At 71.0% G+C, this 24810-nt stretch carries 26 protein-coding genes; 13 read left to right on the top strand and 13 right to left on the bottom strand.

The features are described from left to right. The 6 genes from ABZX02_RS09680 (at position 1) to ABZX02_RS09655 (ending at position 6153) form a co-directional block, all read left to right on the top strand. The gene (locus ABZX02_RS09680; RefSeq protein ID WP_355296569.1) at positions 1-891 is read left to right on the top strand and encodes a glutaminase; all 891 of its coding nucleotides are present in this window, start codon (positions 1-3) and stop codon (positions 889-891) included. 19 nt (positions 892-910) lie between these two features. Next, a complete protein-coding gene (locus ABZX02_RS09675) occupies positions 911-2236 on the top strand; it encodes a M20/M25/M40 family metallo-hydrolase (protein WP_355296567.1) in 1326 nt (441 codons plus the stop codon). Between the two features lie 11 nt (positions 2237-2247). Then, the gene (locus ABZX02_RS09670) at positions 2248-3033 is read left to right on the top strand and encodes an SDR family oxidoreductase (RefSeq protein WP_355296566.1); all 786 of its coding nucleotides are present in this window, start codon (positions 2248-2250) and stop codon (positions 3031-3033) included. Between the two features lie 63 nt (positions 3034-3096). Continuing rightward, the gene (locus ABZX02_RS09665) at positions 3097-3930 is read left to right on the top strand and encodes an alpha/beta hydrolase (protein WP_355296564.1); all 834 of its coding nucleotides are present in this window, start codon (positions 3097-3099) and stop codon (positions 3928-3930) included. 11 nt (positions 3931-3941) lie between these two features. Continuing rightward, positions 3942-5045, top strand: a complete 1104-nt coding sequence (locus tag ABZX02_RS09660) for a hypothetical protein (RefSeq protein WP_355296562.1) — start codon at positions 3942-3944, stop codon at positions 5043-5045. 10 nt (positions 5046-5055) lie between these two features. After that, positions 5056-6153, top strand: coding sequence for a hypothetical protein (locus ABZX02_RS09655; RefSeq protein ID WP_355296561.1), 1098 nt, complete (start codon positions 5056-5058; stop codon positions 6151-6153). Here ABZX02_RS09655 and ABZX02_RS09650 read toward each other — a convergent pair. The 3 genes from ABZX02_RS09650 to ABZX02_RS09640 all read right to left on the bottom strand — a co-directional run bounded on the left by ABZX02_RS09650 (position 6134) and on the right by ABZX02_RS09640 (position 11166). Continuing rightward, on the bottom strand, positions 6134-6577 hold the full coding sequence (locus ABZX02_RS09650) for a hypothetical protein (protein ID WP_355296559.1): 444 nt from the start codon (positions 6575-6577) through the stop codon (positions 6134-6136). The two genes, ABZX02_RS09655 and ABZX02_RS09650, sit on opposite strands and share 20 nt — an antisense overlap. Before the next feature lie 187 nt (positions 6578-6764). Next, on the bottom strand, positions 6765-10397 hold the full coding sequence (locus tag ABZX02_RS09645) for a helix-turn-helix domain-containing protein (protein WP_355296557.1): 3633 nt from the start codon (positions 10395-10397) through the stop codon (positions 6765-6767). 46 nt (positions 10398-10443) lie between these two features. Then, a complete protein-coding gene (locus ABZX02_RS09640) occupies positions 10444-11166 on the bottom strand; it encodes a helix-turn-helix transcriptional regulator (protein WP_355296556.1) in 723 nt (240 codons plus the stop codon). Between the two features lie 69 nt (positions 11167-11235). Between ABZX02_RS09640 and ABZX02_RS09635 the strand changes: the two genes are divergently transcribed. Then, positions 11236-12168 carry an aldo/keto reductase gene (locus ABZX02_RS09635; protein WP_355296554.1) on the top strand — a complete coding sequence of 311 codons (933 nt, stop codon included), beginning with the start codon at positions 11236-11238 and terminating at the stop codon, positions 12166-12168. On the opposite strand, the gene ABZX02_RS09630 is transcribed toward ABZX02_RS09635, so the two are convergent. The 3 genes from ABZX02_RS09630 to ABZX02_RS09620 all read right to left on the bottom strand — a co-directional run bounded on the left by ABZX02_RS09630 (position 12161) and on the right by ABZX02_RS09620 (position 14184). Beyond that, a complete protein-coding gene (locus tag ABZX02_RS09630; RefSeq protein WP_355296552.1) occupies positions 12161-12373 on the bottom strand; it encodes a DUF5703 family protein in 213 nt (70 codons plus the stop codon). The two genes, ABZX02_RS09635 and ABZX02_RS09630, sit on opposite strands and share 8 nt — an antisense overlap. Then, positions 12370-13026: a hypothetical protein gene (locus ABZX02_RS09625; RefSeq protein WP_355296551.1), complete on the bottom strand. Its 657-nt coding sequence runs from the start codon at positions 13024-13026 to the stop codon at positions 12370-12372. The genes ABZX02_RS09630 and ABZX02_RS09625 overlap by 4 nt, the downstream gene beginning before the upstream one ends. A gap of 192 nt (positions 13027-13218) precedes the next feature. After that, a complete protein-coding gene (locus tag ABZX02_RS09620) occupies positions 13219-14184 on the bottom strand; it encodes an aldo/keto reductase (protein WP_355296549.1) in 966 nt (321 codons plus the stop codon). A gap of 72 nt (positions 14185-14256) precedes the next feature. Between ABZX02_RS09620 and ABZX02_RS09615 the strand changes: the two genes are divergently transcribed. Genes ABZX02_RS09615 through ABZX02_RS09605 form a run of 3 tightly spaced genes read left to right on the top strand, consistent with a single transcriptional unit; the run spans position 14257 to position 16824 of the window. Further along, on the top strand, positions 14257-15306 hold the full coding sequence (locus tag ABZX02_RS09615; protein WP_355296547.1) for an LLM class F420-dependent oxidoreductase: 1050 nt from the start codon (positions 14257-14259) through the stop codon (positions 15304-15306). After that, entirely contained in the window at positions 15303-16130 is an 828-nt protein-coding gene (locus ABZX02_RS09610) for an undecaprenyl-diphosphate phosphatase (RefSeq protein ID WP_355296545.1), read from the top strand. The genes ABZX02_RS09615 and ABZX02_RS09610 overlap by 4 nt, the downstream gene beginning before the upstream one ends. A 10-nt stretch (positions 16131-16140) precedes the next feature. Further along, positions 16141-16824 (top strand): histidine phosphatase family protein, encoded by a 684-nt coding sequence (locus ABZX02_RS09605; RefSeq protein ID WP_355296544.1) that lies wholly within the window; start codon positions 16141-16143, stop codon positions 16822-16824. On the opposite strand, the gene ABZX02_RS09600 is transcribed toward ABZX02_RS09605, so the two are convergent. Then, complete coding sequence (locus ABZX02_RS09600) at positions 16796-17974, bottom strand: sigma-70 family RNA polymerase sigma factor (protein ID WP_355296543.1); 1179 nt, start codon at positions 17972-17974, stop codon at positions 16796-16798. The genes ABZX02_RS09605 and ABZX02_RS09600 overlap by 29 nt on opposite strands. Next, on the bottom strand, positions 17971-18345 hold the full coding sequence (locus ABZX02_RS09595) for a YciI family protein (protein WP_355296541.1): 375 nt from the start codon (positions 18343-18345) through the stop codon (positions 17971-17973). Before ABZX02_RS09595 ends, ABZX02_RS09600 begins: the two co-directional genes overlap by 4 nt. Positions 18346-18453: 108 nt before the next feature. On the opposite strand from ABZX02_RS09595, the gene ABZX02_RS09590 reads away from it, so the two are divergent. After that, positions 18454-18903, top strand: a complete 450-nt coding sequence (locus ABZX02_RS09590; RefSeq protein ID WP_355296539.1) for a nuclear transport factor 2 family protein — start codon at positions 18454-18456, stop codon at positions 18901-18903. Here ABZX02_RS09590 and ABZX02_RS09585 read toward each other — a convergent pair. The 5 genes from ABZX02_RS09585 to ABZX02_RS09565 form a co-directional block, all read right to left on the bottom strand. Next, a complete protein-coding gene (locus ABZX02_RS09585) occupies positions 18858-19277 on the bottom strand; it encodes a hypothetical protein (protein WP_355296537.1) in 420 nt (139 codons plus the stop codon). The genes ABZX02_RS09590 and ABZX02_RS09585 overlap by 46 nt on opposite strands. A 95-nt stretch (positions 19278-19372) precedes the next feature. After that, on the bottom strand, positions 19373-20896 hold the full coding sequence (locus ABZX02_RS09580; protein ID WP_355296535.1) for a M4 family metallopeptidase: 1524 nt from the start codon (positions 20894-20896) through the stop codon (positions 19373-19375). A gap of 367 nt (positions 20897-21263) precedes the next feature. Continuing rightward, on the bottom strand, positions 21264-22382 hold the full coding sequence (locus ABZX02_RS09575; protein ID WP_355296533.1) for a site-specific integrase: 1119 nt from the start codon (positions 22380-22382) through the stop codon (positions 21264-21266). Continuing rightward, positions 22379-23425, bottom strand: a complete 1047-nt coding sequence (locus ABZX02_RS09570; protein WP_355296531.1) for a beta-eliminating lyase-related protein — start codon at positions 23423-23425, stop codon at positions 22379-22381. Before ABZX02_RS09570 ends, ABZX02_RS09575 begins: the two co-directional genes overlap by 4 nt. Before the next feature lie 52 nt (positions 23426-23477). Then, the gene (locus ABZX02_RS09565; protein ID WP_355296529.1) at positions 23478-23846 is read right to left on the bottom strand and encodes a DUF4180 domain-containing protein; all 369 of its coding nucleotides are present in this window, start codon (positions 23844-23846) and stop codon (positions 23478-23480) included. Positions 23847-24055: 209 nt separating this feature from the next. On the opposite strand from ABZX02_RS09565, the gene ABZX02_RS09560 reads away from it, so the two are divergent. Together ABZX02_RS09560 and ABZX02_RS09555 are read left to right on the top strand one after the other, a co-directional pair. Continuing rightward, positions 24056-24553, top strand: coding sequence for a hypothetical protein (locus tag ABZX02_RS09560; protein ID WP_355296528.1), 498 nt, complete (start codon positions 24056-24058; stop codon positions 24551-24553). After that, the gene (locus ABZX02_RS09555) at positions 24541-24780 is read left to right on the top strand and encodes a hypothetical protein (protein ID WP_355296526.1); all 240 of its coding nucleotides are present in this window, start codon (positions 24541-24543) and stop codon (positions 24778-24780) included. Before ABZX02_RS09560 ends, ABZX02_RS09555 begins: the two co-directional genes overlap by 13 nt. Positions 24781-24810 lie beyond the last annotated feature (30 nt).

Below are 24810 nucleotides of genomic sequence, written 5' to 3'. Positions count from 1 at the left end.
ATGGAGCTCCAGCAACTGGTGGACCGCATCGCGACCGAGGTCTCGCCAGGTGGCGCCGCTGCCGACTACATCCCCGCACTGGCCAGGATCGACCCGCACGCCTTCGGCCTCGCCGTCGCCACCCTCGACGGCGAGGTCTTCGGCGCCGGGCAGCACGACCGCCCGTTCTCGATCCAGAGCATCTCCAAGGCCTTCACGCTCGCCCTGGCCCTCGCCGAGAGCGACGACGTGTGGACCCGCGTGGGCCGCGAACCGTCCGGGTCGCCGTTCAACTCGCTGGTGCAACTGGAGACCGAGCAGGGCATCCCGCGCAACCCGTTCATCAACGCCGGCGCCGTCGTCGTCACCGACCACCTCGGCCACGGCGCCGCGGACCGGCTCCTCGAGTTCCTCCGCCAGGAGAGCGGCAACCCCTCGCTCGACGTCGACCCCGAGGTCGCGAAGTCCGAGCTGGACCACAGCGACCGCAACCGTGCGCTCGCGCACTTCATGGCCTCCTACGGCAACATGCGCAACCCCGTCGACGTGGTGGTCAACGAGTACGTGCGCCAGTGCTCGATCGCCATGAGCTGCGCCGACCTCGCCCGTGCCACCCTTTTCCTCGCCCGCCACGGCGTCCGCAACGACGGCACCCGGCTGCTGGGCGTCAGCGGTGCCAAGCGCGTCAACGCCGTCATGCTCACCTGCGGCACCTACGACGCCGCCGGCCAGTTCGCCTACCGCGTCGGCCTGCCCGGCAAGAGCGGCGTCGGCGGCGGCATCATCGCCGTCGTCCCCGGGAAGTGCGCGATCTGCGTGTGGAGTCCAGGATTGGACGCACGAGGCAACTCCGTCGCGGGAGTCGACGCGCTGGACCGTTTCACCACTCTCACAGGCTGGTCCGTGTTCTGACGGATGGTAGGAAGACGGGGTGAGCACAACGGGGAACGCACTGGCGCTGGCGCAAGAAGAGGCTGTCACGCTCGTCAGCGAGCTGATCAGGATCGACACGACGAACACGGGTGATCCCGACACGGTCGTGGGGGAGCGGAAGGCCGCCGAGTGGGTGGCCGAGAAGCTGTCCGAGGTCGGCTACGAGACCACCTACGTCGAGTCCGGCGCCAAGGGCCGCGGCAACGTCGTCGCACGGCTGCAGGGCGCGGACCCGAGCCGCGGCGCACTGCTCGTGCACGGGCACCTCGACGTCGTGCCCGCCGACGCCTCGGAGTGGTCGGTGCACCCGTTCTCCGGCGCGGTGCAGGACGGCTACGTGTGGGGCCGCGGCGCGGTCGACATGAAGGACATGGTCGGCATGACGCTGGCCCTGGCGCGGCACTTCAAGCGCGAGAACGTCGTGCCGCCGCGCGACATCGTGTTCGCCTTCCTCGCCGACGAGGAGGCGGGCGGCCTGTACGGCGCCAAGTGGCTGGTGGAGCACCGGCCCGAGCTGTTCGAGGGCGTCACCGAGGCGATCAGCGAGGTCGGCGGCTTCTCGATCACGCTCAAGGACGACGTCCGCGCATACCTCGTCGAGACCGCGGAGAAGGGCATCCGCTGGCTCAAGCTGCGCGTCAAGGGCACCGCCGGGCACGGCAGCATGATCCACCGCGACAACGCCGTGGCGAAGCTCGCCGCCGCCGTCACCAAGCTCGACCAGCACCAGTGGCCGCTCATCATCCGGCCGTCCGTGCGCGAGTTCCTCGACGGCGTCACCGAGATCACCGGCCTCGACTTCCCCGACGACGACATCGAGGGCTCGATCGGCAAGCTCGGCGCGCTGTCGCGGATGATCGGCGCGACGTTGCGCGACACCGCGAACCCGACGATGCTCTCCGCCGGCTACAAGGCGAACGTCATCCCGTCCACCGCCGAGGCCACTGTGGACTGCCGCATCCTGCCCGGCCGCGAGGAGGCGTTCGACCGCGAGCTCGCCGAGCTGCTCGGACCGGACGTGGAACGCGAGTGGATCGGCCTGCCGCCCGTCGAGACCACGTTCGACGGCGCCCTGGTGGACGCGATGACGGCGTCGATCACCGCCGAGGACCCCGGCGCCCGCGTGCTGCCGTACATGCTCTCCGGCGGCACGGACGCCAAGTCGTTCCAGCAGCTGGGCATCCGCAACTTCGGCTTCGCGCCGCTGAAGCTGCCCGCCGACCTCGACTTCTCCGGCCTGTTCCACGGCGTGGACGAGCGCGTACCGGTGGAGGCCCTGAAGTTCGGCGTGCGGGTGCTCGACCGGTTCCTGCGCAACAGCTAGAGGAGGCCGCCATGTCCACTGTGGACCTGACCGGACGGGTCGCGCTGGTCACCGGCGGCGCCGGAGGCATCGGCGCCGCCGTGGTCGGACGGCTCGCGAAGCTGGGTGCCCGCGTCGCCGTGCTCGACCTCGACGCGGCGGGCGCCCGGCGGGTCGCGTCCGCGGTGGACGGCCTCGCCCTCACCGGCGACGTCGCCGACCCCGGCACGATGCCCGCCGCCGTGGCACAGGTCGAGCAGGAGCTCGGCCGCCTCGACGTCGTGCACCTCAACGCCGGCATCGGCGGCGGGCAGCCCGGCGTGGACGTCCTCGACGTCGCGCGCTACCGCAAGCTCGTCGGCGTCAACGTCGACCACGTCGTGTACGGGCTCTGCGCGGCCGTGCCGGCGTTGCGGCGCCAGGGCGGCGGCAAGGTCGTGATCACGGCGTCGCTCGCGGGCGTCACCGCGATGCCGTCGGACCCGCTGTACACGCTGACCAAGCACGCGGTCGTCGGCTACGCGCGGGCGGCGGGCCAGGCCCTGGCGGGGGAGGGCATCACGGTCTCCGCGCTGTGCCCCGGCTTCGTCGACACGTTGCTGCTGGGCGCGGCGAAGGAGGAGTTCGCCGCGGCCGCGTTCCCGCTGCTGACGCCCTCCGACGTCGCCGAGGCCGTGCAGTCGGTGCTCGCCGAGGGGCAGCCGGGGCAGGCGTGGATCATCCAGCCCGGCGGCAAGGCCACCCCGTACCAGTTCCGCGGGGTGCCGGGCGTGGGCGGCGGGCAGCTGCCACCGGAGGTCGTGCTCGGCCGCATTTAGGGCGTGTCCTGGAACCGGGTTGTCTCGTTAGGACGAACAGACGACACGGCGAAAGGACTCCGCATGGTGCGGCTGGAAGACGGGACCGAGCTCAACGTGGTGCGGGCGGGCGACCCCGAGGCGCCGGTGACGGTCGTGCTGGCGCACGGCTACGCGCTCGACCACCGCAGCTGGCACAAGGTCGTGGAGCTGCTCAGCCCCGAGTTCCAGGTCATCGCCTACGACCACCGGGGCCACGGCAAGTCCGGTGGCGCGTCCAAGGAGACCGCCACCATCGACCAGCTCGGCGAGGACCTGGGCGAGCTGATCGAACGTGCCGTGCCGCAGGGCCACGTCGTGATCGCCGGGCACTCGATGGGCGGCATGGCGGCGCTCGCGATGGCCGAACGCCGGCCGCGGCTGTTCCGGCAGCGCGTGCTGGGCAATGTGTTCGTGTCCACGGCGGCGAGCGGCATGTCCGAGACGACGCTCGCGTGGCCCAAGGCCCTCGGCAAGCTCGTGCGGGAGCTGGAACGCGCGTTCGGCCCGATCGTGCGCGCGGTGCGGGAGAAGATCGAGCCGACCAAGACCGCGGGCCTGCGCTGGTGGCTCTTCGGCGACGAGCCGCAACCCGAGGACGTCGACCTGACCGCGGACATGGTGTGGGGGCACTGGCCGGAGACGATCGCCCTGTTCCGCCCCGCCGTCGACCGCTACGACCGCGAGGCGGGCCTGACCGTCGCCCAGGAGAAGGCCGTCGTCGCCGTGGTGGGCGACGAAGATCGCCTGGTGCCCGAGTCCGACGCTGTGAAGTTCGGCGGAACTTCGGTCATCCTGGCCGATGCCGGACATATGCTCCCCCTGGAGCGGCCCTCGGAACTGGCGAACCTGATCCGGGAGGTGGCCGCCGGGGCATAGCTGGGGGGCTGGTGCTGCAGTACCTGGAACCGCGGACGGACGTGCCCGCGAAGGACGACTGGTCGACCCGTCTCGAACTGATCGACGTCCGCGCGGGCCGCGCGCACCGGATCGAGACGCTCGTCGTGGTGGTGACGTTCGCTGCCACGTTCTTCCTGCCGGACGCGCCCGGCAACACCGCCGCGCGGATCGTGCTCGGCTTCCTGCTGGTGATGACACTCGGCACTCTGCTGCCGAACAGGTCGGTGTGGCGCGCTCTGCGGCGCGGGCTGTTCGAGCTGCCGTGGCGGCGTGTCTCCGCGACGGTGGCCGAGAAGCAGGAGAACGACCCGGCCGACCGGTTGCTGCTCGACGACGGCGTGGTGCTGAAGAGCTCCCTCGCCTCGTACGACGACCTGGTGAACGTGGTCGGGGAGCGGCACGAGGTCTTCGTCCTCGGTCCTGACGAGGAGGGCCGGGGCTTGGTGCGGGCCGCCGGGTCGACGTCGATGTGGGCCGCCACCGTCGACGAGGGGGAGTACCGGCCCGCGGAGCGGGTGGAACGCGCGTTCGGCCGGCCCGCGGACGACGGACGGGTCCGGGGCGACGCCGGGTTGATGCGGTCGATGGGGTACTACGTCATCGCGGTGGCGGTCGTGACCCTCGCCGTGGTGGCGGTGCTGGTCTCGCTGAGCTTGTCGCCGCTCGCACCGGCGGGCCTGGTCGCGGCCGCGGTGGTCGCCCCGTCGCTGCTCACCGTCCCGGCGACGCTCGAGGCGTTCCGGCTCAATCGGGAACAGGCCGAGGTCGTGGCCCAGGCAGGCGAGTGGACGCGGGTACCGGTGGCGTTGTTCCCCTGGCAGCGAGGACACCACGTCGCCGGCATCGCGGAGCTGCCGGACGGTCCCGCGCTGGTGCGGTTCCCGAGGCCGCACTACAACCTGATCGCGAACATCGCCGCGACAGGGGAGATGTGGGTCGCGGGTGAGCGCGGAGACCGGCTGACCGTCGGGCTGCCGGGCATCGGCGGGCTGACGACGGCGGTCGTGCTGCCCGGCCGCGCGGGCGAGCGGAGCGATCCCCTGTCGTGGTGGCGCCGGTACCGGCAGAGTGACTTCAGCGATCTGCCGCGGTAGGGGAGGACTGGTGCGGTACCTGGAACCGCGGACCGACGTGCCCGCGAAGGACGACTGGTCCACCGGCCTGATCCTGCAGGACCTGCGGTGGGGTGCGAAGACCCTGGGCGGGCTCGCGGTGGTGACCGGCGCGGGCGCCGTGACGTGCTGGCTGCTGCCGTCCTCACCGGGCAACCTCGCCGCGTTCGTGGTGCTGGTGCTGGTGACGCTGCTGTTCGGGATCGGGCCGTTGATGTACCGCGCGGAGACGAGGGCCCAGCGTCGCGGGCTGCTCGACCAGCCGTGGCGGCGGGTGGCCGCGACGGTGGCGGAGAAGCAGCCCGACGACGTGGACGACCGCCTGCTGCTCGCGGACGGCACGGTGCTGCGGGGCTGGCTGGAGGACTTCCCGGACATGGTGCTGGAACGGCAGGAGGTCTTCGTCTGCGGTCCCGACGCCGGCGGCAGGGCCGTCGTGCGCGTGGCCGGGTTCGCGAAGATGGAGAACGCCAAGGCCGAGGAGCCGGGGGAGCACCCGACCCGCGAACGCGTGGAGCAGCCGCTCGGCCGGCCGTTGGACGACCCGGCGACCGCACGGGCCTACAAGGGTCTGCGCTGGGGAGTGCGAGCGTGGTTGTGGTCCGCGGTGCCCGTTGCCCTCGGTGGGGTGGTGGTGCTGCTCAGCTTCTTCCCGCTCGCGCCGGCCGGGCTGGTCGTCGGCGGGCTCGTGCTGGGCCTCGGGCTCCTCGGCATCCCGAGTTCGGTCGAGATCAGCCGCTGGTACCGCGACGCCGTGCGGGCCGTCGACGGCTCGGCGCAGTGGACGCCCGTCGCGATCACGTTGTTCCCGTGGCAGCCCAACCAGCACGTGGCCGGGCTGGCGGAGATGCCGGGCGGCCTCGCGCTCGTGCAGTTCGTGTTGCCGGAGCTGAGCGTGGTGGCGAACATCGCCGACACCGGCGTCATGTGGATCGCCGGGACGCACGACGACGTGATCGCGGTGGGCGTGCCGAGGGTGCCGGTGCTGACGTTCGCCGCGGTCCAGCCGGATCGGGACGTCCCGGAGGAGGACCCGATCCCGTGGATCCAGCGGTTGCGCCAGCCCGACTTCAGCGGCCTGCCGCGCTAGACCGGCGCCGGCCGGGAGGGCGGCCGAAGAGCCGCACGTGCTCGTCGACCAGCCACTCCTTGAGCGGCGCCCACTCCGGGTGGTGGTTGAGCACCAGCAGGCGGTGCATCCACCAGTTCGGGTCGTCGTGGCGGGGGAACGCGGCGAGCCACGCGGCCCGGTCGTCCGTGGAGAGTCCCCAGAGGTGCCGCAGCTGGCCCTCGGCGTCGGTGTCGAGCTGGGCGGTGACCTTCCCGTCCTCGGTGTGCCACTCCGCGCGCAGTTCGCGCAGGACGGCCAAGGCGCCCTCGTCCCCCTCCTCGGCGGTGACGACCACGGTGTGCAGTCCCTGCGCCGCGGCGTGCGCGAGCAGGGCACGGGCGGACGTTTCGTCGTGCGGCAGTGCGCTGTGAGCGACCCCGACTTCGTGCGGCACGAGCTCCATGACCCAGAATCTGATCATATCGACAACGGGTTCGGTAAATTTTATTAATTCAGTGTTGACTGAAAAGTCACCTTCGTCCGATCGGCGCCCCACGTTGCGCAGACGTTGTTGTTCAACGCCCGGACATCGACACCGCACAACGTTCTCGCAGTACAAATGCCGTGAGAGGACAGGTGAGAGGTGTTGGTCAGCAGAGGGGCCTCGGCTCGACGCCGGGGAAGTAGTGCTCCCAATGACGAGTGGGCAGGTGCGCCGTCGTAGTGGTGCACACGCGGGTCGCGGTGGCATCGACGTCGAGGTCCCAGACGCGGACGGTGCGGTCCGCGCCGGTGGTCGCCAGCGTGCGGTTGTCCGGTGCGAAGGCCACGCCCCACACCCGTTCCGTGTGACCGTGCAGCACTGCCCGGACCTGGGGGTTCCGGGGATCGCGCACGTCCCACACGCGAACGACGTCGTCGGTCGTGCCGGCCGCGACGAGGGTGCCGTCGGGGGAGAAGGCCAGGCGCTGCAGCGGCCCGCCCTCGTTGGGCAGGGAGCCGAGCTTGCGCGGCTGTGCGGGATCACTGATGTCGTACAGCGCGCCGCTCGCTCCCTGGTTGGCGAACGCCATCACCGTGCCGTGGATCACCACGGAGAAGACCTCCTCGCGGCCGGCCTGCCCGCCGCGCCGGATCGGGCTCGGGTTGCCGTCGGTCTTGAGCGGCGGGTAGGCCCGCGGCTGGGCGGGGTCGCGCACGTCCCACAGCTGCAGTTCGCGGCTGCCGTTCACGACGACCAGGGTGCGGTCGTCCGCGGACAGCTCGACCTGCCAGACGGTGGCCGTCCGCGGCACCGTGAGGCTGCCGGCCTTGACCGGTTTGCGCGGGTCGGAGACGTTCCACAGGTCCACGACGCCGTCCTCGGCGGCGGCGACGAGCGTGCGGCCGTCGTGGCTGAAGGTGGCCGCGACGATCGGCGCGCTGAACGTGATCGCCCTGGACAGCTCGCGTGGCCGGGCGGGATCGCTGACGTCCCACAGGACGGCGCCCGCCGTGGTCGTCCCCAGCAGGAGGTCGCCCGCGGGGCTGATGTCGATGGTCTGGCCCTCGTCGTCCGGTGCGAGCGCGGGGAGGGTGGAGATCTCCTCGGCGTGCCGGTCCTCCGGCCGCCACAGCTTGATGGCGCCGTCGGAGGACACGGTCGCGAAGTACCGGCCCTGCCGGTCGTAGTCGAGCTTCCAGGCCGTCTGCTCGTGGCGCGGGTAGGTGAGGTTCGCGAGGTCGAGGACCCGGACCTCCGCGTCCGTGGTGGCCATGACCATGTGCCGCGAGTCGGAGGAGAAGGCCACCGAGGCCAGGGCGTCGCTGTGGCCGCCGAGCACCGAGGCGAGCCGGATGTCGCGCGGGTCGCTCACGTCCCACACGCGGTTGTTCTTGTCGCCGCCGCCGCTCGCGAGGAACCGGCCGTCAGGGGAGAAGGCCACCGCGTGCACGGCGAACGTGTGCCCGGTGGCGTCGCCGAGCAGGGCGGGGGTGCGCGGGTCGGTGACGTCCCACAGCCGCACGGCGCCGTTGCCCGCGCCGGTGGCGACCGTGCGTCCGTCGGGGGAGAAGGCCACGGTCTGCATCTCCACGCCGGCCTGGGCGGTGCCGATCGCGGCGAGCGGGGCGCCGGTCGCGAGGTCCCAGAGCTTGGCCGAGCCGTCCCAGGACGCGGACGCGATGCGGGATCCGTCGGGGCTGATCGCGATGTCGTGCACGTTCTCGTCGTGGGCCTGGATGGTGCGGACGGGCTTGCCGGAGGCGTCCCAGATCCGGATGGTCCGGTCCGATCCGCTGCTGACCAGCGACCGGCCGTCCGGGGTGAACCGCACGGCCTGCACCTGGCCGTCGTGGCCGGTGATCCGCGCCTTCTCGACCGGCCGGCGCGGCTCGGTGACGTCGAAGAGGCGGACCACGCCGTCCCAGCCCGCCGTGGCGATGGTCCTGCCGTCCGGGCTGAAGGCCATGCCGTGGGTGGCGTGGTCACCGGCGCGGACGCGGCCCAGTTCGGCCGGGTGGTTCGGGTCGGTGAAGTCCCGGATGATCAGCGTCCGGTCGTCGCCCGCCGTCGCGAGGAGCCTCGTGTCCGGGCTGAACACGGCGAACGAGGCAGGCTCCGCGTGCCCGCTGACGACCGTGACCTGAGGCGCGGAGAACGTGCTGAGCAGGGCGTCGCGGGCGGCGGGCAGGCCGGTGAGGCGGTAGGCGGTCAGCCGGAGCTGGCTCGCGAGGCCGGGATCGCGCTCCTGCAGGACGTTGGCGTCGGCGATGGCCTTCTGGGCGATCGCGTTGGTGCGTTGCTCGGTGGCGTGCCGTTGCGCTCGTACGGCGAACACGGTCGCGGAGGTCGCCACGAGCAGAAGGGTGGCGAGCAGCGCGACGACCCGGCGGAGGGTGGTGGTGCGGCGCTTCTCGCGGGCCAGCTCGTGGTCGGCGGCGGCCTTGCTCGCGTCGAGGAACGCCTTCTCGGCGGCGTTGAGCGCGGCCGGGTCGCGCTGGGCCCAGTCGGTGGCCTGGCTGAGCGGCGCGCCGCGGTAGAGCGAGCCGGGATCGCGGTCGTGGGCCTCCCAGTCGGCCGCCGCGGTGGTGAGCCGGCGGTGCACGCGCAGGTCGTCCCGTGCCTCGGCGAGCCAGTCGCGCAGGCGGGGCCAGCTGCGGATGACGGCCTCGTGGCTGATCTCGACGGTGTCGCCGTCGACCGTGAGGATGCGGGCGTCGGCGAGGTGCTCGACGACGTCGTCCGCGGCGAGCTCGGACCGCCGGACGGGCCGCTTGGTGTCCTCGGTGCCGTCGCCGGGGGTGACGAGGCGCAGCAGCACCTGCCGGGCCTGTACGCGTTGCCGTTCGTCGAGACCGGTGTAGGCGTGCTCGGCGGTGGTGGCGACGGCGCGGGCGATGCCGCCGCTCTCGTGGTAGCTGGCGAGCGTGAGGGTGTTGCCGCGCTTGCGCTGCCACGTCTCCAGCAGCGCGTGGCTGACGTGGGGGAGGACGCCGGGTTCGCCGGTGGCGTCGGCGATGAGCCGGGCGACGAGCCCGGTCTCGAGCGCGCAGCCGACCTCGACGGCGGGCTGGGTGATGGCCTTGCGCAGTTCGTCGGTGCTCATCGGGCCGACCAGCACCTGGGCGTCCTCGAGGGCCTGGGCGAGAGCGGGGTAGCGGGCGCAGTGGCCGTAGAAGTCGGCGCGCATGCCGATGACGGTCTGCCCGGCGCGGCTCGTCAGGGCGGTGATGAACTCGTCGCGGTGGGGGAGCGCGAAGACCTCCTCGAACTGGTCGACGACGAGCAGTCCGGTTTCGGGGAGGGTCGCGTGCGTGCCGGGGGTGATCAGCTCGCCGGGTGTGCGGGCCAGCAGTCCGGCCCGCAGCAGTGAGGACTTGCCCGAACCGGAGGCGCCGACGACGAGCACGGTGTCGTGGTGCTCGAGCTTGCCCAGCAGCTTGCCGACGAGGCGTTCCCGGCCGAAGAAGCGGTCGGCGTCGCCCTCGGTGAAGGCCTTGAGCCCGACGTAGGGGGAGTCGCGTTCGGCCGGCCGCGGGTCGGCCTCGCCGATCTCGCGCCAGCGCCGTTCCCACTCCTCCTCGTCGCCGCCGCAGGCGCGGACGAACGCGAGGCAGACGGCGAGGCTCGGCAGGCGTTGGCCGCGGGCCGCGTCGGCGAGGGTGCTGGGGGAGTAGTGGCTGAGCCTGCCGAGTTCGCGGTAGCCGGGGGTGCCGGCCTTCTCGCGGAGTTTGCGCAGGTCGAAGGCGAACTGTTCGACAGGCCCGGCGAAGGGGTCGAGCGGTTTCTCCGGGCGGGGCATGGTGCGGATTCTGCCATCCGGTACCACGTCGTTTTACTCTATTGCTTCAGTGTTGAATGAAATAAATCATCATCCGATGTTCTGCCTCGTCAGGCAGGTACAGCGTTTCGAACGCCAGGACGTGGGAGCCCCAGCGTTCGGTGCCGATCGACGGCGGCAGGGACGACGCGGCGTCGTATCGGGTCGTGAACGCGGCACCGGCCGTGAGGGCCAGTTCGAAGGCCAGTGCGGCGGCGGTGGGATCGCCCAGGTCGGCCGCCGCGCGGAGAGCGGAGGCGCGGTGGCCGGCGATCTGCTCCCAGTCGGGGTAGTGGGTCCTGGCGTGCGGGCCGAAAGCGAAGCGGACCAGGTTCGGTTCTCCGGCCAGGCCGGAGATCTCGCGGAACCCCGCGTTGCTGCCGAGGACGTCGCCGGCGGGGGAGAGCACGGCGGCCGCGGTGGGGTCGAGGCTGTCCAGCACCGCCCGCACGGTGGGCCGGAGCTCCGGTGGCGGGGGAGGGGAGCAGGTCGTGCCGGCCTTGATCAACCGGTACAGGTGGATCCGTTCGTCGGCGGTCAGGGCGAGCGCGTCGGCGAGGGCGGACAGGACCTGGCCGGAGGGAGAGCGGTCGGTGCCGCGCTCGAGGCGGGTGAGGTACTCGACGCTGATGCCGGCGCGGTCGGCGAGTTCGCCGCGGCGCAGGCCCGGGGTGCGGCGCCGGCCGGTGGCAGGGGGAGCGGTGGCTTCGCGGCGGGCGCGCAGGAAGCGGCCCAGTGCGTTGTCGGCCATGATCGGCGAGTTTAGAGGGACCCTGAGCAGGTCTCCCTCGCGCGGCGGATCGCCGCGATGCTGTGGATCATGCGATATCGACTGTTCGGCCGGACCGGCCTGCGCGTCTCGGAGTTGTTGCTGGGCACGATGACGTTGCGCACCTCGGAGCTCGCGCGACCGGTGGTCGACGCGTACGCGGACGCGGGAGGGAACTTCCTCGACACCGCCTCGGCCTACGGCGAGAGCGAGGAGGTCCTGGGCGCGGTGCTGCGGCGGCGGGACCGGTTCGTGGTGGCGACGAAGTACGCGTTGTCGAGGGATCCGGCGGATCCGAACGCGGGCGGGAACCACCGCAAGAACCTGGTGCTGTCGCTGGAGCGGTCGTTGCGGCGGTTGCGCACGGACTACGTGGACGTGCTGTGGGTGCACCTGTGGGACCGGCACACGCCGGTCGAGGAGACGATGCGTGCCCTGGACGACGTGGTGCGGGCGGGGAAGGTGCTCTACGTCGGGGTGTCGGACGCGCCGGCGTGGTTCGTGGCGCGGGCGAACGCGCTGGCGGAGTGGCGGGACTGGACGGCGTTCGCGGGGCTGCAGGTGCCGTACAACCTGCTCAAGCGCGACGTGGAGCGGGAGTTGCTGCCGATGGCGGACGCGCTGGGGCTCACGGTGGCGGCGTGGGCGCCGTTGGCTGCGGGCAAGCTCTCCGGTGGCACGCAGCGGTCCGGCCGGCTGTCCGAACGGGAGGCGGCCGCGGCCCAGGTGGTGCGGGAGGTCGCGCAGGAGCTGGGCGCGACGCCTGCTCAGGTGGCGCTGGCGTGGGTGCGGGGCGCCGGGGCGCTGCCGCTGGTGGGCGCGCGCACGCCGGAGCAGGTGCTCGACTGCCTGGGCGAGGTGGAGCTGCCGCCGGAAGCGGTCGCGCGCCTGGTGGCGGCGGCCCCGTTCGAGCGGGGCTTTCCGGCGGACTTCGTCGCCGAGTGCGAGCCTGTCGCGTTCGGCGAGGGGGTGGTGGTCAGGTGATGAGGCCTGGCACCAGAGCGGGCTGGACCTTGCGGCGCAGCCACATCTTGCGGGAGCCGTCGCTGTAGAGCAGCGTGCGCGACAGCTCCCAGCCGGAGAACTCGGCCTGGATGGCCAGCTGCGTGGTCGCGGCTCGGCGGGAGATGCCGGGCGGCAGGCGCAGTGGCCGGTACTCCCAGTCCCCGTCGATCACCCCTTCGGTCATGGCGAGATCACCTGTACCCCTCCGTTGTCGCCGGACGTGACGGTGACGCGTCCGGATTCCTGGTCGACGCTGACGGTGTTGGGCTGGCGCACGGTGGGGAACCGGTGCTTCTCGGACGGTTCTCCAGCGGCTACGTCGAGGCCGACGACCTCGTTGCGGTCGGTGAGCGTGATCCACGCGAGGTCGCGCTTGGCGTCGTAGGCGATGCCGTAGGGCGTGCCGGGCATCGGGTAGCGCTGGCGCATGATCAGCGGGTTGATCGAGAAGGCGATGAACTCGCCGCCGCGGGTGTCGACGACGAGCAGGCGGCCGAAGCGGTCGGGGACGCCGTTGGTGGCGCCGTCGCCCGCGCGCAGGCCGGGGCCCCTGGTCTCGGCGCCCTTGTCGTCGGTGGTCATCTCGAAGACGGCGCTGCGCAGCCGGTCGAGTTCGACGTTGCGGCCGTTCACCCGGAACTTCAGCGTGGTGCCCGCGTCCGTGAAGGTGCCGCCGGGGGTGACCTCGCCGGCGGGGGCGCGGTTGACCTCGGGGGAGCGGGCGGGGGTGGCGGCTTCGAGGACCTCGGCGACCTGCAACGGGTCCTGCGACCCCTCTGTCTGGCCGCACGCGGTCAGCGCGGCGGTGGTCAGGAGCAGAGCAGCGAGCCGGCGCAAGATCGGGTCCTCCGTAGAAACGTCGTGGTCTCCAGCATCCACGACGTTCGGTCGGAGGTCACGCAAGGGGTGGGGTGAAACCGATCTCGGCGCGTTTATCTCTATAGCTTCAGTGTGGACCAAAATGAACCTTCATCGGTGGTCCAACTCTCGAAACCTCTACCTACAACAACACGCCCAGACACAAGGGAGTCAGGGCATGGGGCGTTCGGGGTAGCCGAGCTCGATGGCGCTGACGTCGTCGAGTGCCGCGCGGATGGCCGGGGGCAGGGTGAGTGCTTCGGCTTCGAGGGAGGCGATGAGCTGGTTGGTGTCGCGGGCGCCGACGACGGGGGCGACGACGCCGGGGCGGTCGCGGACCCAGGCCAGGGCGACGCACAGCGCGGAGGTGCCGAGGCCTTCGGCGGCGGTGGCGACGGCCTGGACGATGCGGGCGGCGCGGTCGTTGCGGTGTTGTTCGACGTAGCCCGCGAAGTGGGCGGAGGCGCCGCGGGAGTCGGCGGGGGTGCCGTTGCGGTACTTGCCGGTGAGGACGCCGCGGCCGAGTGGCGCCCAGGGCAGCAGGCCGAGGCCGTGGTGGCGGGCGGCGGGGGCGACTTCGCGTTCGATGCCGCGTTCGAGCAGGGAGTACTCGACCTGGGTGGAGATGAGGGGGTGGGTGGTGGGGGTCATGGCGGCGGTGGCGAGTTGCCAGCCGCTGTAGTTGGAGATGCCGGCGTAGCGGACTTTGCCGGCGGTGATGGCGTGGTCGAGGGCGGAGAGGGATTCCTCGATCGGGACGCCGGCGTCCCAGGCGTGGAGTTGCCAGAGGTCGACGTGGTCGATGCCGAGGCGGCGGAGGGAGCCGTCGAGGGCGTGCAGGAGGGCGCCGCGGGAGGCGCCTCCGCCGAAGGGGCCTTCGGTGCGGCGGGCGACGGCTTTGGTGGCGAGGACGAGTTCGTCGCGGGGGACGATCTCGCCGAGGAGGCCGCCGAGGATGCGTTCGGCTTCGCCTTCGGTGTAGACGTCGGCGGTGTCGACGAGGGTGCCGCCGGCGTCGGCGAAGGCCATGAGCTGGGTGGCGGCCTCGTCCGGGTCGGTGTCGCGTCCCCACGTCATGGTGCCCAGCGCCGTCCTGGAGACGCGGAGGCCGCTGCGGCCGAGGTATCGCTGTTCCACGTGCGCGATGCTAAGGGGTGATCATCGTGTGAGCCTGGCAATCGGTGTTACTGACCGGTAGGGTCTCGCTTCGTGAAGCTCGGATTGAACCTCGGATACTGGGGCGCCGGCAACGACGCCGCGAACCTTGAGCTGGCCAAAGAGGCCGACCGGCTCGGCTTTTCGGTGGTGTGGGCCGCGGAGGCCTACGGTTCCGACGCGCCGACGGTGCTCGCGTGGGTGGCCGCGCAGACCGAACGCATCGACGTGGGTAGCGCGATCTTCCAGATCCCGGCTCGGACGCCGGCGATGGCGGCGATGACCGGGGCCACTTTGGACACGTTGTCGGGTGGCCGGTTCCGGATGGGACTGGGTGTGTCGGGGCCGCAGGTGTCGGAGGGCTGGCACGGTGTGCGGTTCGACAAGCCCCTGGCTCGGACGCGTGAGTACGTGGACATCGTCAAGAAGGCGTTGACCCGCGAGAAGCTGCGGTACGAGGGCGAGCACTACACGTTGCCGTTGCCGGACGGTCCCGGTAAGGCGTTGCAGCTGACGGTGCACCCGGTGCGGGAGAAGATCCCGATCTACCTGGCGGCGGTGGGTCCGAAGAACCTGGAGCTGACGGGTGAGATCGCGGACGGGTGGCTGGCGATCTTCTTCTCGCCGGAGTACTCGGCGGAGTCGCTGGCGTCGGTGAAGGCGGGCCGGGAGAAGGCCGGGCTGACCATGGAGGGGTTCGACGTCGTTCCGACGGTGCCTCTGATCGTGGGTGACGACTGGAAGGCGTGTGCCGATCCGGTGCGGGCGTACACGGCGCTGTACGTGGGCGGGATGGGCTCGCGCAAGCAGAACTTCTACAACAACCTGATGGTGCGCATGGGTTTCCCCGCGGAGGCGGAGGAGATCCAGGAGAAGTACCTGGCCCGGGACTACGGCGGCGCGATGGCGGCGATCCCGCTGGAGTTCCTGGACGCGACGTCGTTGCTGGGGCCGAAGGAGCGCATAGCAGACAAGATGAAGGCGCTCGCCGCGGCGGGGGTCACCACGCTGTCCGTTTCGCCGATGCTGCAAGATCTGGAGCAGGGGATCGCGGGCCTTCGCACCGCGGCCGAGGCTCTGGATCTGGCAGGAGTGGGTAGTTGAGCTGGTTGCAGGCTCTTGTCCTCGGACTCGTCCAAGGACTGACGGAATTCCTGCCGATTTCCAGCAGTGCGCACCTGCGCATCACGTCGACGCTGTTCTTCGGCAACGACGCGGGCGCTTCGTTCACCGCGGTGATCCAGTTGGGTACCGAGGTGGCGGTGCTGATCTACTTCGCCAAGGACATCGGGCGCTTCATCAGCGCCTGGTTCCGCGGCCTCTTCAGCGCGGAAGCGCGCAAGGAGAAGGACTACAAGCTCGCGTGGTACGTGATCATCGGTTCCGTGCCGATCTCGGTGCTCGGGTACTTGTTCAAGGACGAGATCCGGACGTCGGCGCGGAACCTGTGGATCACGGCGACGATGCTGGTGGTGTTCGGTCTGCTGCTGGGTCTGGCGGATCACCTGGCGAAGCAGCAGCGTGACGAGCTGCGGATGAAGGACGCGATCGGGATGGGGCTGGCGCAGGCGCTGGCGTTGATCCCGGGTGTGTCGCGTTCGGGTGGCACGTTGACCGCGGGGTTGTTCCTGGGGCTGACGCGTGAGGCGGCGGCGCGGTACTCGTTCCTGCTGGCGATTCCGGCGGTGTTCGGGGCGGGGTTGTTCTCGATCCCGGACGTGCTGGAGCGCACGGGTGCGGCGGGTGAGGCGTCGATTCCGCAGATGATCGTGGCGACGATCATCTCGTTCGTCGTGGGGTACGCGACGATCGCGTGGTTGTTGAAGTACGTGTCGAAGCACTCGTACTCGGTGTTCGTGTGGTACCGGTTGATGCTGGGTCTGGTGCTGATGGGGCTGCTGTCGATGGGGTTGCTGCAGCCGATCTAAGGTGGACGTCGTGGCCACGGTGATCCTGCTCCGACATGCTCGTTCGACCGCCAACGGTTCCGGTGTGCTCGCCGGGAGATCGCTTGGTGTGGGGTTGGACGAGCGGGGGCGGGCGCAGGCGGAGGCCCTGGTCGGCCGGTTGAAGGACGTTCCGGTCAGCGCGGTGGTGTCGTCTCCTCTGCAGCGGTGTGAGGAGACGTTGGCGCCGTTGCTGGCCGATCGGTCGTTGGTGGCCGTGGCGGAGCCGGATCTGTCCGAAGTGGACTACGGGGCGTGGACCGGCAAGGCGTTGAAGGACCTGTACGACGAGCCGTTGTGGAAGGTCGTGCAGCAGCATCCGTCCGCCGCCGTGTTCCCGGACGGTGAGGGTTTGGCGCAGGTGCAGGCGCGTGCGGTGGCGGCGGTGCGGGCGCATGACGCGCGGATCTCGCAGGAGCACGGTCCTGGTGCGGTGTGGGTGTTGTGCTCGCACGGTGATGTGATCAAGGCGGTGCTGGCGGACGCGTTGGGTGTGCACCTGGACGGGTTCCAGCGGATCGTGGTGGACCCGTGTTCGATCTCGGTGGTGCAGTACACGCCGACGCGGCCGTTTGTGTTGCGGTCCAACGACAACGGCGGGGATCTGTCGGGTGTCGTGCCGCCGAAGGAGGCGCCGTCGTCGGACGCTACCGTGGGGGGCGCGACCGGGACCTGAGGTAGCGCTGTTCGGGTGCGCTCAGGGTGAGGGTGGCGGCTTTCTCGTACTCGTCGCGGGCCTGGTCGTGGTGGCCTTGCAGGTCGAGCAGGTGTGCTTTGACCGCGTGGACGCGGTAGTGGTCGAGTTCCAGTGTGGACAGTTCTTTCAGGGCTTGGTCGGGGCCGTGGACCATGGCGACGGCGACGATGCGGTTGAGGGTGACCATCGGGCCGGGTGCGGTGACGGTGAGCAGGTCGTAGAGGCCGAGGATCTCGGTCCAGTCGGTGTCCTCGGCGGTTGTGGCGTTGTCGTGGACGGCGGCGATGGCGGCTTGGAGTTGGTAGGGGCCGATCTGGGCGGTCTCGAGTGCGTTCTGGACGAGTGCGGTGCCTTCGGCGATCGCGTTCGGGTCCCACTGGGTGCGGTCCTGCTCGGCGAGGGGGACGAGGGCGCCGTGGGGGTCGGTGCGGGCGGGGCGGCGTGCGTCGGTGAGGAGCATGAGCGCGAGCAGTCCGGTGAGCTCGCCGTCGTGGGGGCGGCGTTTGTGGAGTTCGCGGGTGAGTCTGATTGCTTCGGCGGTGAGGTCGACGCGGAGGAGGTCGTCGCCGGAGCTGGCGGTGGAGCCTTCGGTGAAGATCAGGTAGAGCACGTGCAGGACGGCGGTGAGGTCCTTGGGGGGCCGGAACCGGGCGCCGGATTGCTTGATCTTCTGCTTGGCGCGGCTGATGCGCTGGGCGATGGTGGCTTCGGGGACGAGGAACGCGCGGGCGATCTCGGCGGTGGTGAGTCCGCCGACGGCGCGGAGTGTGAGGGCGATCTGCGACGCGGTGGTGAGCGAGTCGTGGCAGCACAGGGCGAGGATCGTGAGGGTGTCGTCCTGGGCGGGGACCGGGTCGGGTGGTGGTGGGGTGAGGGCGACGACCTTGTCCTCGCGCTGGCGGCGGGCGGTGTCGGAGCGGTACTGCTCGATCCAGCGGCGGCTCGCGGCGGTGATGAGCCAGCCCTTGGGGTTGTCGGGGATGCCGTCGGCGGGCCACTGCTGGGCGGCGCCGAGGAGAGCTTCCTGGACGGCGTCCTCGCAGATGTCGAACTGGCCGTGGCGGCGGACGAGGACGCCGAGGACCTGCGGCGCGAGGGTGCGCAGCAGGCCCTCGATGCGGTCGGTCACGCGTCGTCCAGCATGGACATGTCCCAGACGGGCCTGACCTCGATGCCGTCGTTGTGGGCGTCGGGCAGGGTGGCGGCGTGGGCGATGACCTGGTCGATGGAGTCGGCTTCGACGAGGTAGAAGCCGGCGAGGTACTCCTTGGCCTCGGCGAAGGGGCCGTCGGTGACGACGACCTCGCCGTTTCTGATGCTGACGCCCTTGCCGGTCTCGGGGCCGGGGAGTCCTTCGCTGACGATGAGCTCGCCGGAGGCGCGGAGCTTGTCGGTCAGGTCGTAGTGGTCCTGGCCGAACTTCATCTGCTGCTCGTCGGTGAGCTTGTCCCACGCGGCTCGTGACTTGGGGTTGCTGTAGATGAGGATCAGGAACTTCACTTGCGGCCTCCGCTCGTGCTTGCCCGGAAAAATCTTCTCACCGCCATGTCGAGACCGCGGGCCGTGCCTCGACATCGGAGTGTCACTTCGAGGTGGAGGTTGTGGGAGATGACCCAGACGCTGACTGTCGACGAGGCCGCGATCCGGGCGACGTTCACGGAGCACGAGGAGGGGATGCGGCTGCGGGACCCGGCGCGGATCGTGGCCCGCTTCGCGCCGGAGGTGGTGACGGCGACGCTGGCGCCGCCGTTGCGCAACTCTGCCGCTGACGCGCGGGACGTGGAGTCGCTGGCGGGGTGGATGGCGGGGTTCGAGGGGCCGATCACGCTGGAGCACCGGGATCTGACGGTGGTGGTGTCCGGGGACGTGGCGTTCGCGCACGGGCTGGCGCGGCTGGCGGCGGTGCCGGTCGGGTATCCGGAGGGGTTCTCGATGTGGATGCGCACGACCGTGGGGTTGCAGCGGCGGGACGGGCGGTGGCTGGTGACGCACTCGCACGACTCGGTGCCGTTTCACATGGACGGGTCGTTCCTGGCGGCGACTGATCTGGAGCCCTGAGGAGTCGGGGCGCGGCCTGGCGGGTAGGCGTCGAGGGCGACGAAGTCGTCGCTCGCGGACAGGTCGAGTCGTCCGTTGTCCCAGGTGACGAGTGTGATGACGTCCTGCTCGAGGTAGACCTCGAACCAGTCGTTGCCGACGTCGTCGAGTTGGTAGGGGCCGTCGCAGGCGGTACAGGCGCTGCCGATCGCGGCGACGGCGACGAGCCGGTGCCCCGGTTCTCCGTGCAGAACGTGCTCCCAGCTGATGCTGTCCCCGACCTCGAAGCCTTCGCCTTGGCAGGCACCGAACTTGAACTGGACGTAGTAGTCGTCCCGGTGGCCGCAGGCCGGACATTCGAGGTCGCGGACGTGCACGTCGCTGAAGCTCCCCATAGGACTGATTGTCCGTGGGCGAGCAACGGGATATGCCGAGGCCCGGACCGTGCAGGGGGTCGGTCCGGGCCTCGGCGCTTTCTGGCGGCGGAGTCCTACTTGACGTTCACCGCGGCCCAGGCCCGGTTGACCGCCGCGTGCTCGGGTGAGCCGGCGCCGTAGAGGTCGGCGGTGGCGGCGAGGGTGCCGGTGCGGGCGGCGGCGTAGTTGGTGCTGGAGGTGAACTTGGTGGTCAGGGCGCGGTACCAGATCTTCTCGGCCTTGTCGCGGCCGATGCCGGTGACGGGCTGGTTGTCGACGGTGGGGGAGTCGTAGGCGACGCCGTTGATGGTCTTGGCGCCGCTGCCCTCCGCGAGCAGGTAGAAGAAGTGGTTGGCGATGCCCGAGGAGTAGTGGACGTTGACGCTGCCGGCGCTGGAGGTCCAGTAGTCGAGGCTCTTGCCGTCCTTGGAGGGCTTGTCCATGTAGCGCAGGGGTTTGCCGTCGCCGCGGATGTTGATCTTCTCGCCGATGAGGTAGTCGCCGGTGTCGGTGGTGTTGGCGGCGTGGAACTCGGTGGTGGAGCCGAAGATGTCGCTGGTGGCCTCGTTGAGGCCGCCGGACTCGCCGGAGTAGATCAAACCCGCGGTGGCGGAGGTGACGCCGTGGCTCATCTCGTGGGCGGCGACGTCGATGCTGGTCAGCGGGTTGCGGTTCTGGGCGCCGTCGCCGTAGGTCATGCAGAAGCAGGAGTCGGACCAGAAGGCGTTGCTGTAGTTGTTGCCGTAGTGGACCTTGCTCAGAGCGCCCTGGCCGTTGTTCTTGATGCCGGTGCGGCCATGGACCGTCTTGTAGTAGTCCCAGGTCTTGGCGGCGCCGAAGGCGGCGTCGACGCCGGCGGTGGCCTTGTCGGTGTAGGTGCCGTTGCCCCACTTGTTGTCGGCGTCGGTGAACAGAGTGCCGGTGCCCGAGCCGTTGTTGAGGTTGTTGACGGCCTGGTTGCCGCGGGCGGGGTCCTTGAGCTGGAACGTCGCGCCGGACTGGGTGGTGCTGAGGCCGACGGTGCCGCTGTAGGTGGACTGGCCGGTGCCGTCGGCGTTGTGGACGCCGTCGTAGGTCAGCAGGGTCTGGCCGGTGCGGGCGTCTGTGAAGGTGTGCAGCTCGCTGGGGGTCTGGTCGTCCTTGACGCTGTGCGTGACGGTCTCGCGGGCGAGGACGGGCGAGGTGCCGAGGGCGAACACGACGAGCGTGCCGGTCGAGGCGGTGGCGGGTGCGGTGGTGTCGAGGCCGGCGAGGGAGGCTTCGGACGCCTTGCTCACGGCCGTGACCTGGCCGGCCTTCTGTGCGACGACGAGGTCACCGCCGATGACCTTCAGGCCGTCGAGGGTGCGGTCGAAGCGGAGGTGCACGGTGCCGTCGGCGTCGCGGACGACGTCGCGCGGGACGAGCCGTTCACCGCTGGACAGGCCGAGGGCGGTGGAGATCGTCCCCGCCTGCTCGGCTGCCGCGTGCAGAGCTTCCTGGTTCGCGAGCAGCGGGTTGACCGGCTGTGGCGCCGCGCCGGCTCCTGGCGTGCCCGTGGCGGCGAAGGCCGCCGCGGCCACCAGGGCCGTGGTGAGGCCCAGGGTTGTGCGCTTCATGAACGCTCCTTGTTCCGGTGCAGGGAGTGATCGCCCCGGCGTTACAGGGGTGCCGGGGTGGTCACCGTTGGAACAGCCCGACCATCGTCGATGACCGGGCGTGGCGATCGTATTGCTCTCGGTGCATGCGACCAGCCACTCCCAAGATGCGAGATCAATTCATGAAACGCGGCTGCGGCGCTGGTCAGAACGCCGGGTTTTGCCCGAATGGCGGGACAAAAGAGCAGCTCAAACGGCGTGGAAACGCCACGGAAACGTTCCGGAACACGCGTGCGTCCGGCCCAGCGCGTTACGCCGTCCGGTTCAGCCCTGCCGGAGGGGATCTTGTTTACAGTTAACTACGCAGAGTGAGAGGTGAGTCACAGATTCACAGGCCGAGGCGGGTCACGGCGTTGTCCTCGAGCGGGTTGGCCGTGCGGATGTAGCGGTGCACCGTGCGCGGGTTGGTCCACCGGCCCTGCCGCATGATCTCCCGGTCGCTCGCCCCGCCCAGCGCCGCCTGCGTCGCGAACCCCGCCCGCAGCGAGTGCCCGCCGAACAACGCCGGGTCCAGGCCCGCGCGCACCGCGTACCGCTTCACCAGCTCCGCCACCGCGCGCCCCGACATCGCCCTGCCGCTGACGCCGCCGTGGCGGTTGATGATCGGGAACACCGGCCCCCGCCGGTCGGCGGGCTGGTAGCCGTGGCAGCGGTGCAGGCCGGTCTCGGTGACCTCGCGGCCCTCGAGCACGTCGGCCCAGTCCGCGAACGCGCACACCGGGCAGGTCGGGCGTCGGCTGCCGCGCGGCAGCACCACCTGCTGCTGGTGGCGGCCCGTCTGGTCGGTCTTCGTCGTGCCCAGCCGGATCAGCAGCAGCGGTTCGTGCGTGCGCGGGTCCACGTCCACCGTCACGTCGTCGAACTCGATCGCCGCGAGCTCGCTGCGCCGCAACGCCCCCGCGAACCCCACCAGCAGCAGCAGCGCGTCGCGGGCGCGGGCCGGTCCCTCGGCGGGGCGTTCGGCGAGCAACGCCTCCAGGGTCTCCAGCAGCACCGGCCGCTTGCGCTTGGGCTGGGCCTTGCGGGAGCGGCGCACACCGCGCAGCGTCAGCCGCACGACGTCGCTGCGCGTCGGGCTCGGCAGCCCGTTCGCCGCGTGCACCGCCGAGATCGCCGCAGACTTGCGCTCCAGCGTCGAGGCCCCGAACGCGGGCGAACCGTCCGGCTTCACCGTGTCCGCCGCGACCGCCAGGTACACCGCCACGTCCAGCGGATCGGCGGGCAGCGCCTGCCGGCCCTCCGCCTGGCACCACGCGGCCCACGCGACCCAGTCCGACCGGTAGGCGCGCACCGTGTTCGGCGACTGCGCGCTGCGCAGGTACCCGGCCAGCGACGCCGCCTGCTCGTCGTCGAACCTCTCGCGCACGCTCGCGAGCGCGCCGACGTCGATCAGGACCGAGTGCGACACCCTGACCAGCGCGTGCTGGACGGGTTCGGGCAGGCTCACACCCGCGATGGTAGTCCTCTGATCAACTCCACCACCTCGCGCGGCGTGAACTCCAGACCGCTCAGGCCCACGCTCACCTCGAAGCTGCTGCGGCCCGGATCCGGGTTCGACCGCGCGTAGAGGAACAGCCGGATCCCCGTCTCCTCCAGCAGGTGCTGCGCCGCCCGTTGCGCGTCGTGCCGGGACATCGGCAGGTGGACGTGGAACAGGGGAGTGGCCGGCACGTGCGGGACGGTGTGGGCGAAGCCGTCGGCGTTGATCGCCTCGGCCAGCGCCTGGGCGTGCGCCTTGAACTCCGCCATGCGCGGCAGGTTCGCCTCCATGCCCATCAACGCGATCGCCGCGAGCGGCCACGCGTCCACGATCGCCCCGCCCATGCGGCGCCGCCACACCGCCGCCTGCCCGATCGTGTCCTCGTCGCCCGCGAGGACCGCGCCCCGCACACCTTCGAGTCCTTTGTAGAGCGACACGTACACGGTGTCGAACAACGCGGCGATCTCCGCGAACGTGGCGTCGTAGCCGGTCTGCGCCTCCCACAACCGTGCCCCGTCGCAGTGCGCGGCCCCGCCGGACTGCCGCGTCCACGCCGTCTGCGCGGCCAGGTCGGCGAAGTCCGGCAGCAGACCGCCGATGTCGCGTTGCGGCAGCTCGAACACCACCGCCGCGAGCGGTTCCTTCACCGCCCTGAGGTCGTCGAGGCCGAACAGCTCGTTGCGGTCGCCAACCGGGTGGAACCACAGGTCGTGCAGCGCGTTGTAGCCCTGGTTCTCCCACACGTGCAGATGCGTCTGCGGATGACCCGCGAACGCGCGGCGGCCCGTGCGTTCGGCGTGCACGCGCAGCACCACCTGCTGCGCCATCGTGCCCGAGGGGAAGAACAACGCGCTGGGCTTGCCGAGCAGGCCCGCGACCCGTTCCTCCAGCATCCGCACCGGGTCCTGCGGGGCGAGACCGGGCGTAACCCACTCGGCGAGACGGCGCGACACCTCGTGCGGTGACTTGCGCGGACCACTGTGCTGCGACAGAGAGCGGCGAACGTCCATGCCCCAGACACTACCTATTGCCATTAAGTTGCAATAGGGCCGTTTGTCGTGGTCAGGCCGCCGCCAACCGCGCGTCCAGCTCCTGCTCGTCCGCCACGAACCACAGCTGCCGCCCCCGGTTCGACTCGAACACGAAGTCCCGCAACGCCGTGCTCGCCGCCACCTGCTCGGAGACGTCCCCGAGCACGACCACGCCGAACCCGTACTGCTGGAACTTCTGCACCACCGCGCCCGCCACCCGCGTGCGCAGCACCAGGAACTCCGGCGCCAACCGCGCCACCGGCAGCACCAGCCAGCTCACGTCCTGGCCCCACAACGTGCCGATCAGGTCCACAGCGGACTGCTCGTCGCCGATCACCGGACCGTCCTCGGCGCACATCAGCACCGTCGCGCCGTGGCGCGTCCGCACAACATCAGGCATGGCACCGCAACCTAGCCGCGCCGGGCGGCCGCTGTCGCGCGCAATACGCCCATGATCACCTGCTAGCGTCACCGCCACGCGAACGAGCAGGAGGAGGTGAGTCCCATCACCGCGGTCGACATCGATGGGCGTTCCCTCCCCACCCCGGCCTGACGCCACCCCCGCGCGTCGCCACGGGAGCGCCCCCCGCTCCGAAAGGCGACAGGCCCATGCGCTTCACCTCGCACACCACCTCCGACGGCGTCACCCAGCGCGACTTCGTGCTCGGCGACGTCCCCGGCACCCTCTGGACCCCCGCCGGTGATCCCACCGGGCTCGTCCTCAGCGCGCACGGCGGAGGCCAGCACAAACACGCCCCCGGCATGATCGGCCGGGCCCACCGCTGCGCCCGCGCCGGGCTCGCCGTCGTCACCCTCGACGCGCCCGGTCACGGCAACCGCGCCCGGTCGGCCGACGACGAGCGGTTCGCCGCCGAGATCCGTTCCCTCGTCGCGGCCGGGCACAACGCCGGGCCGGTGGTCGCCCGGTACAACGCGTTGCAAGCCTCGCGGGCGATCCCGGAATGGCAGTCGGTGCTCGACGCCCTGCTCGGCTCGGAGGTGGCTGTGGGCGACCGGGTCGGGTTCTGGGGCGTGTCGATGGGCAGCGCCGTCGGCATTCCGCTGCTGGCCGCCGAACCCGCGTCCGCCGCGCCGTGCTCGGGCTGATCGGCACCACCGACGCCCTCGCCGCCGCGGCCGCTCGGATCGCCGCGCCTGTGCGGTTCCTGCTGCAGTGGGACGACCGGCTCGTCGCCCGCGACGCCGGTCTCGCGTTGTTCGACGCCTTCGCAAGCGCCCGCAAGTCGTTGCACGCCAACCCCGGCGGGCACGGGGACGTGCCCGAGCACGAGATCGACAGCGCCGTCGCGTTCCTCGGCGGCCGTCCCAGCTGAACGGACTCGCGCGGATCGGTCCGGGCGGCG

The organism is Lentzea sp. NPDC003310 (assembly GCF_040610935.1).
In the GTDB taxonomy this organism is placed as follows: Bacteria; Actinomycetota; Actinomycetes; order Mycobacteriales; family Pseudonocardiaceae; genus Lentzea.
The sequence above is the reverse complement of the archived record's forward strand: the minus strand, read 5'-3'. Positions and strand labels throughout refer to the sequence as shown.

Bases quoted from the DNA above. Each gene is read 5' to 3' on its own strand.
- ABZX02_RS09680 (WP_355296569.1), top strand. From the start codon at position 1: ATGGAGCTCCAGCAACTGGTGGACCGCATCGCGACCGAGGTCTCGCCA.
- ABZX02_RS09670 (WP_355296566.1), top strand. From the start codon at position 2,248: ATGTCCACTGTGGACCTGACCGGACGGGTCGCGCTGGTCACCGGCGGC.
- ABZX02_RS09665 (WP_355296564.1), top strand. From the start codon at position 3,097: ATGGTGCGGCTGGAAGACGGGACCGAGCTCAACGTGGTGCGGGCGGGC.
- ABZX02_RS09650 (WP_355296559.1), bottom strand. From the start codon at position 6,577: ATGGAGCTCGTGCCGCACGAAGTCGGGGTCGCTCACAGCGCACTGCCG.
- ABZX02_RS09645 (WP_355296557.1), bottom strand. From the start codon at position 10,397: ATGCCCCGCCCGGAGAAACCGCTCGACCCCTTCGCCGGGCCTGTCGAA.
- ABZX02_RS09640 (WP_355296556.1), bottom strand. From the start codon at position 11,166: ATGGCCGACAACGCACTGGGCCGCTTCCTGCGCGCCCGCCGCGAAGCC.
- ABZX02_RS09635 (WP_355296554.1), top strand. From the start codon at position 11,236: ATGCGATATCGACTGTTCGGCCGGACCGGCCTGCGCGTCTCGGAGTTG.
- ABZX02_RS09630 (WP_355296552.1), bottom strand. From the start codon at position 12,373: ATGACCGAAGGGGTGATCGACGGGGACTGGGAGTACCGGCCACTGCGC.
- ABZX02_RS09590 (WP_355296539.1), top strand. From the start codon at position 18,454: ATGACCCAGACGCTGACTGTCGACGAGGCCGCGATCCGGGCGACGTTC.
- ABZX02_RS09585 (WP_355296537.1), bottom strand. From the start codon at position 19,277: ATGGGGAGCTTCAGCGACGTGCACGTCCGCGACCTCGAATGTCCGGCC.
- ABZX02_RS09580 (WP_355296535.1), bottom strand. From the start codon at position 20,896: ATGAAGCGCACAACCCTGGGCCTCACCACGGCCCTGGTGGCCGCGGCG.
- ABZX02_RS09570 (WP_355296531.1), bottom strand. From the start codon at position 23,425: ATGGACGTTCGCCGCTCTCTGTCGCAGCACAGTGGTCCGCGCAAGTCA.
- ABZX02_RS09565 (WP_355296529.1), bottom strand. From the start codon at position 23,846: ATGCCTGATGTTGTGCGGACGCGCCACGGCGCGACGGTGCTGATGTGC.
- ABZX02_RS09560 (WP_355296528.1), top strand. From the start codon at position 24,056: ATGCGCTTCACCTCGCACACCACCTCCGACGGCGTCACCCAGCGCGAC.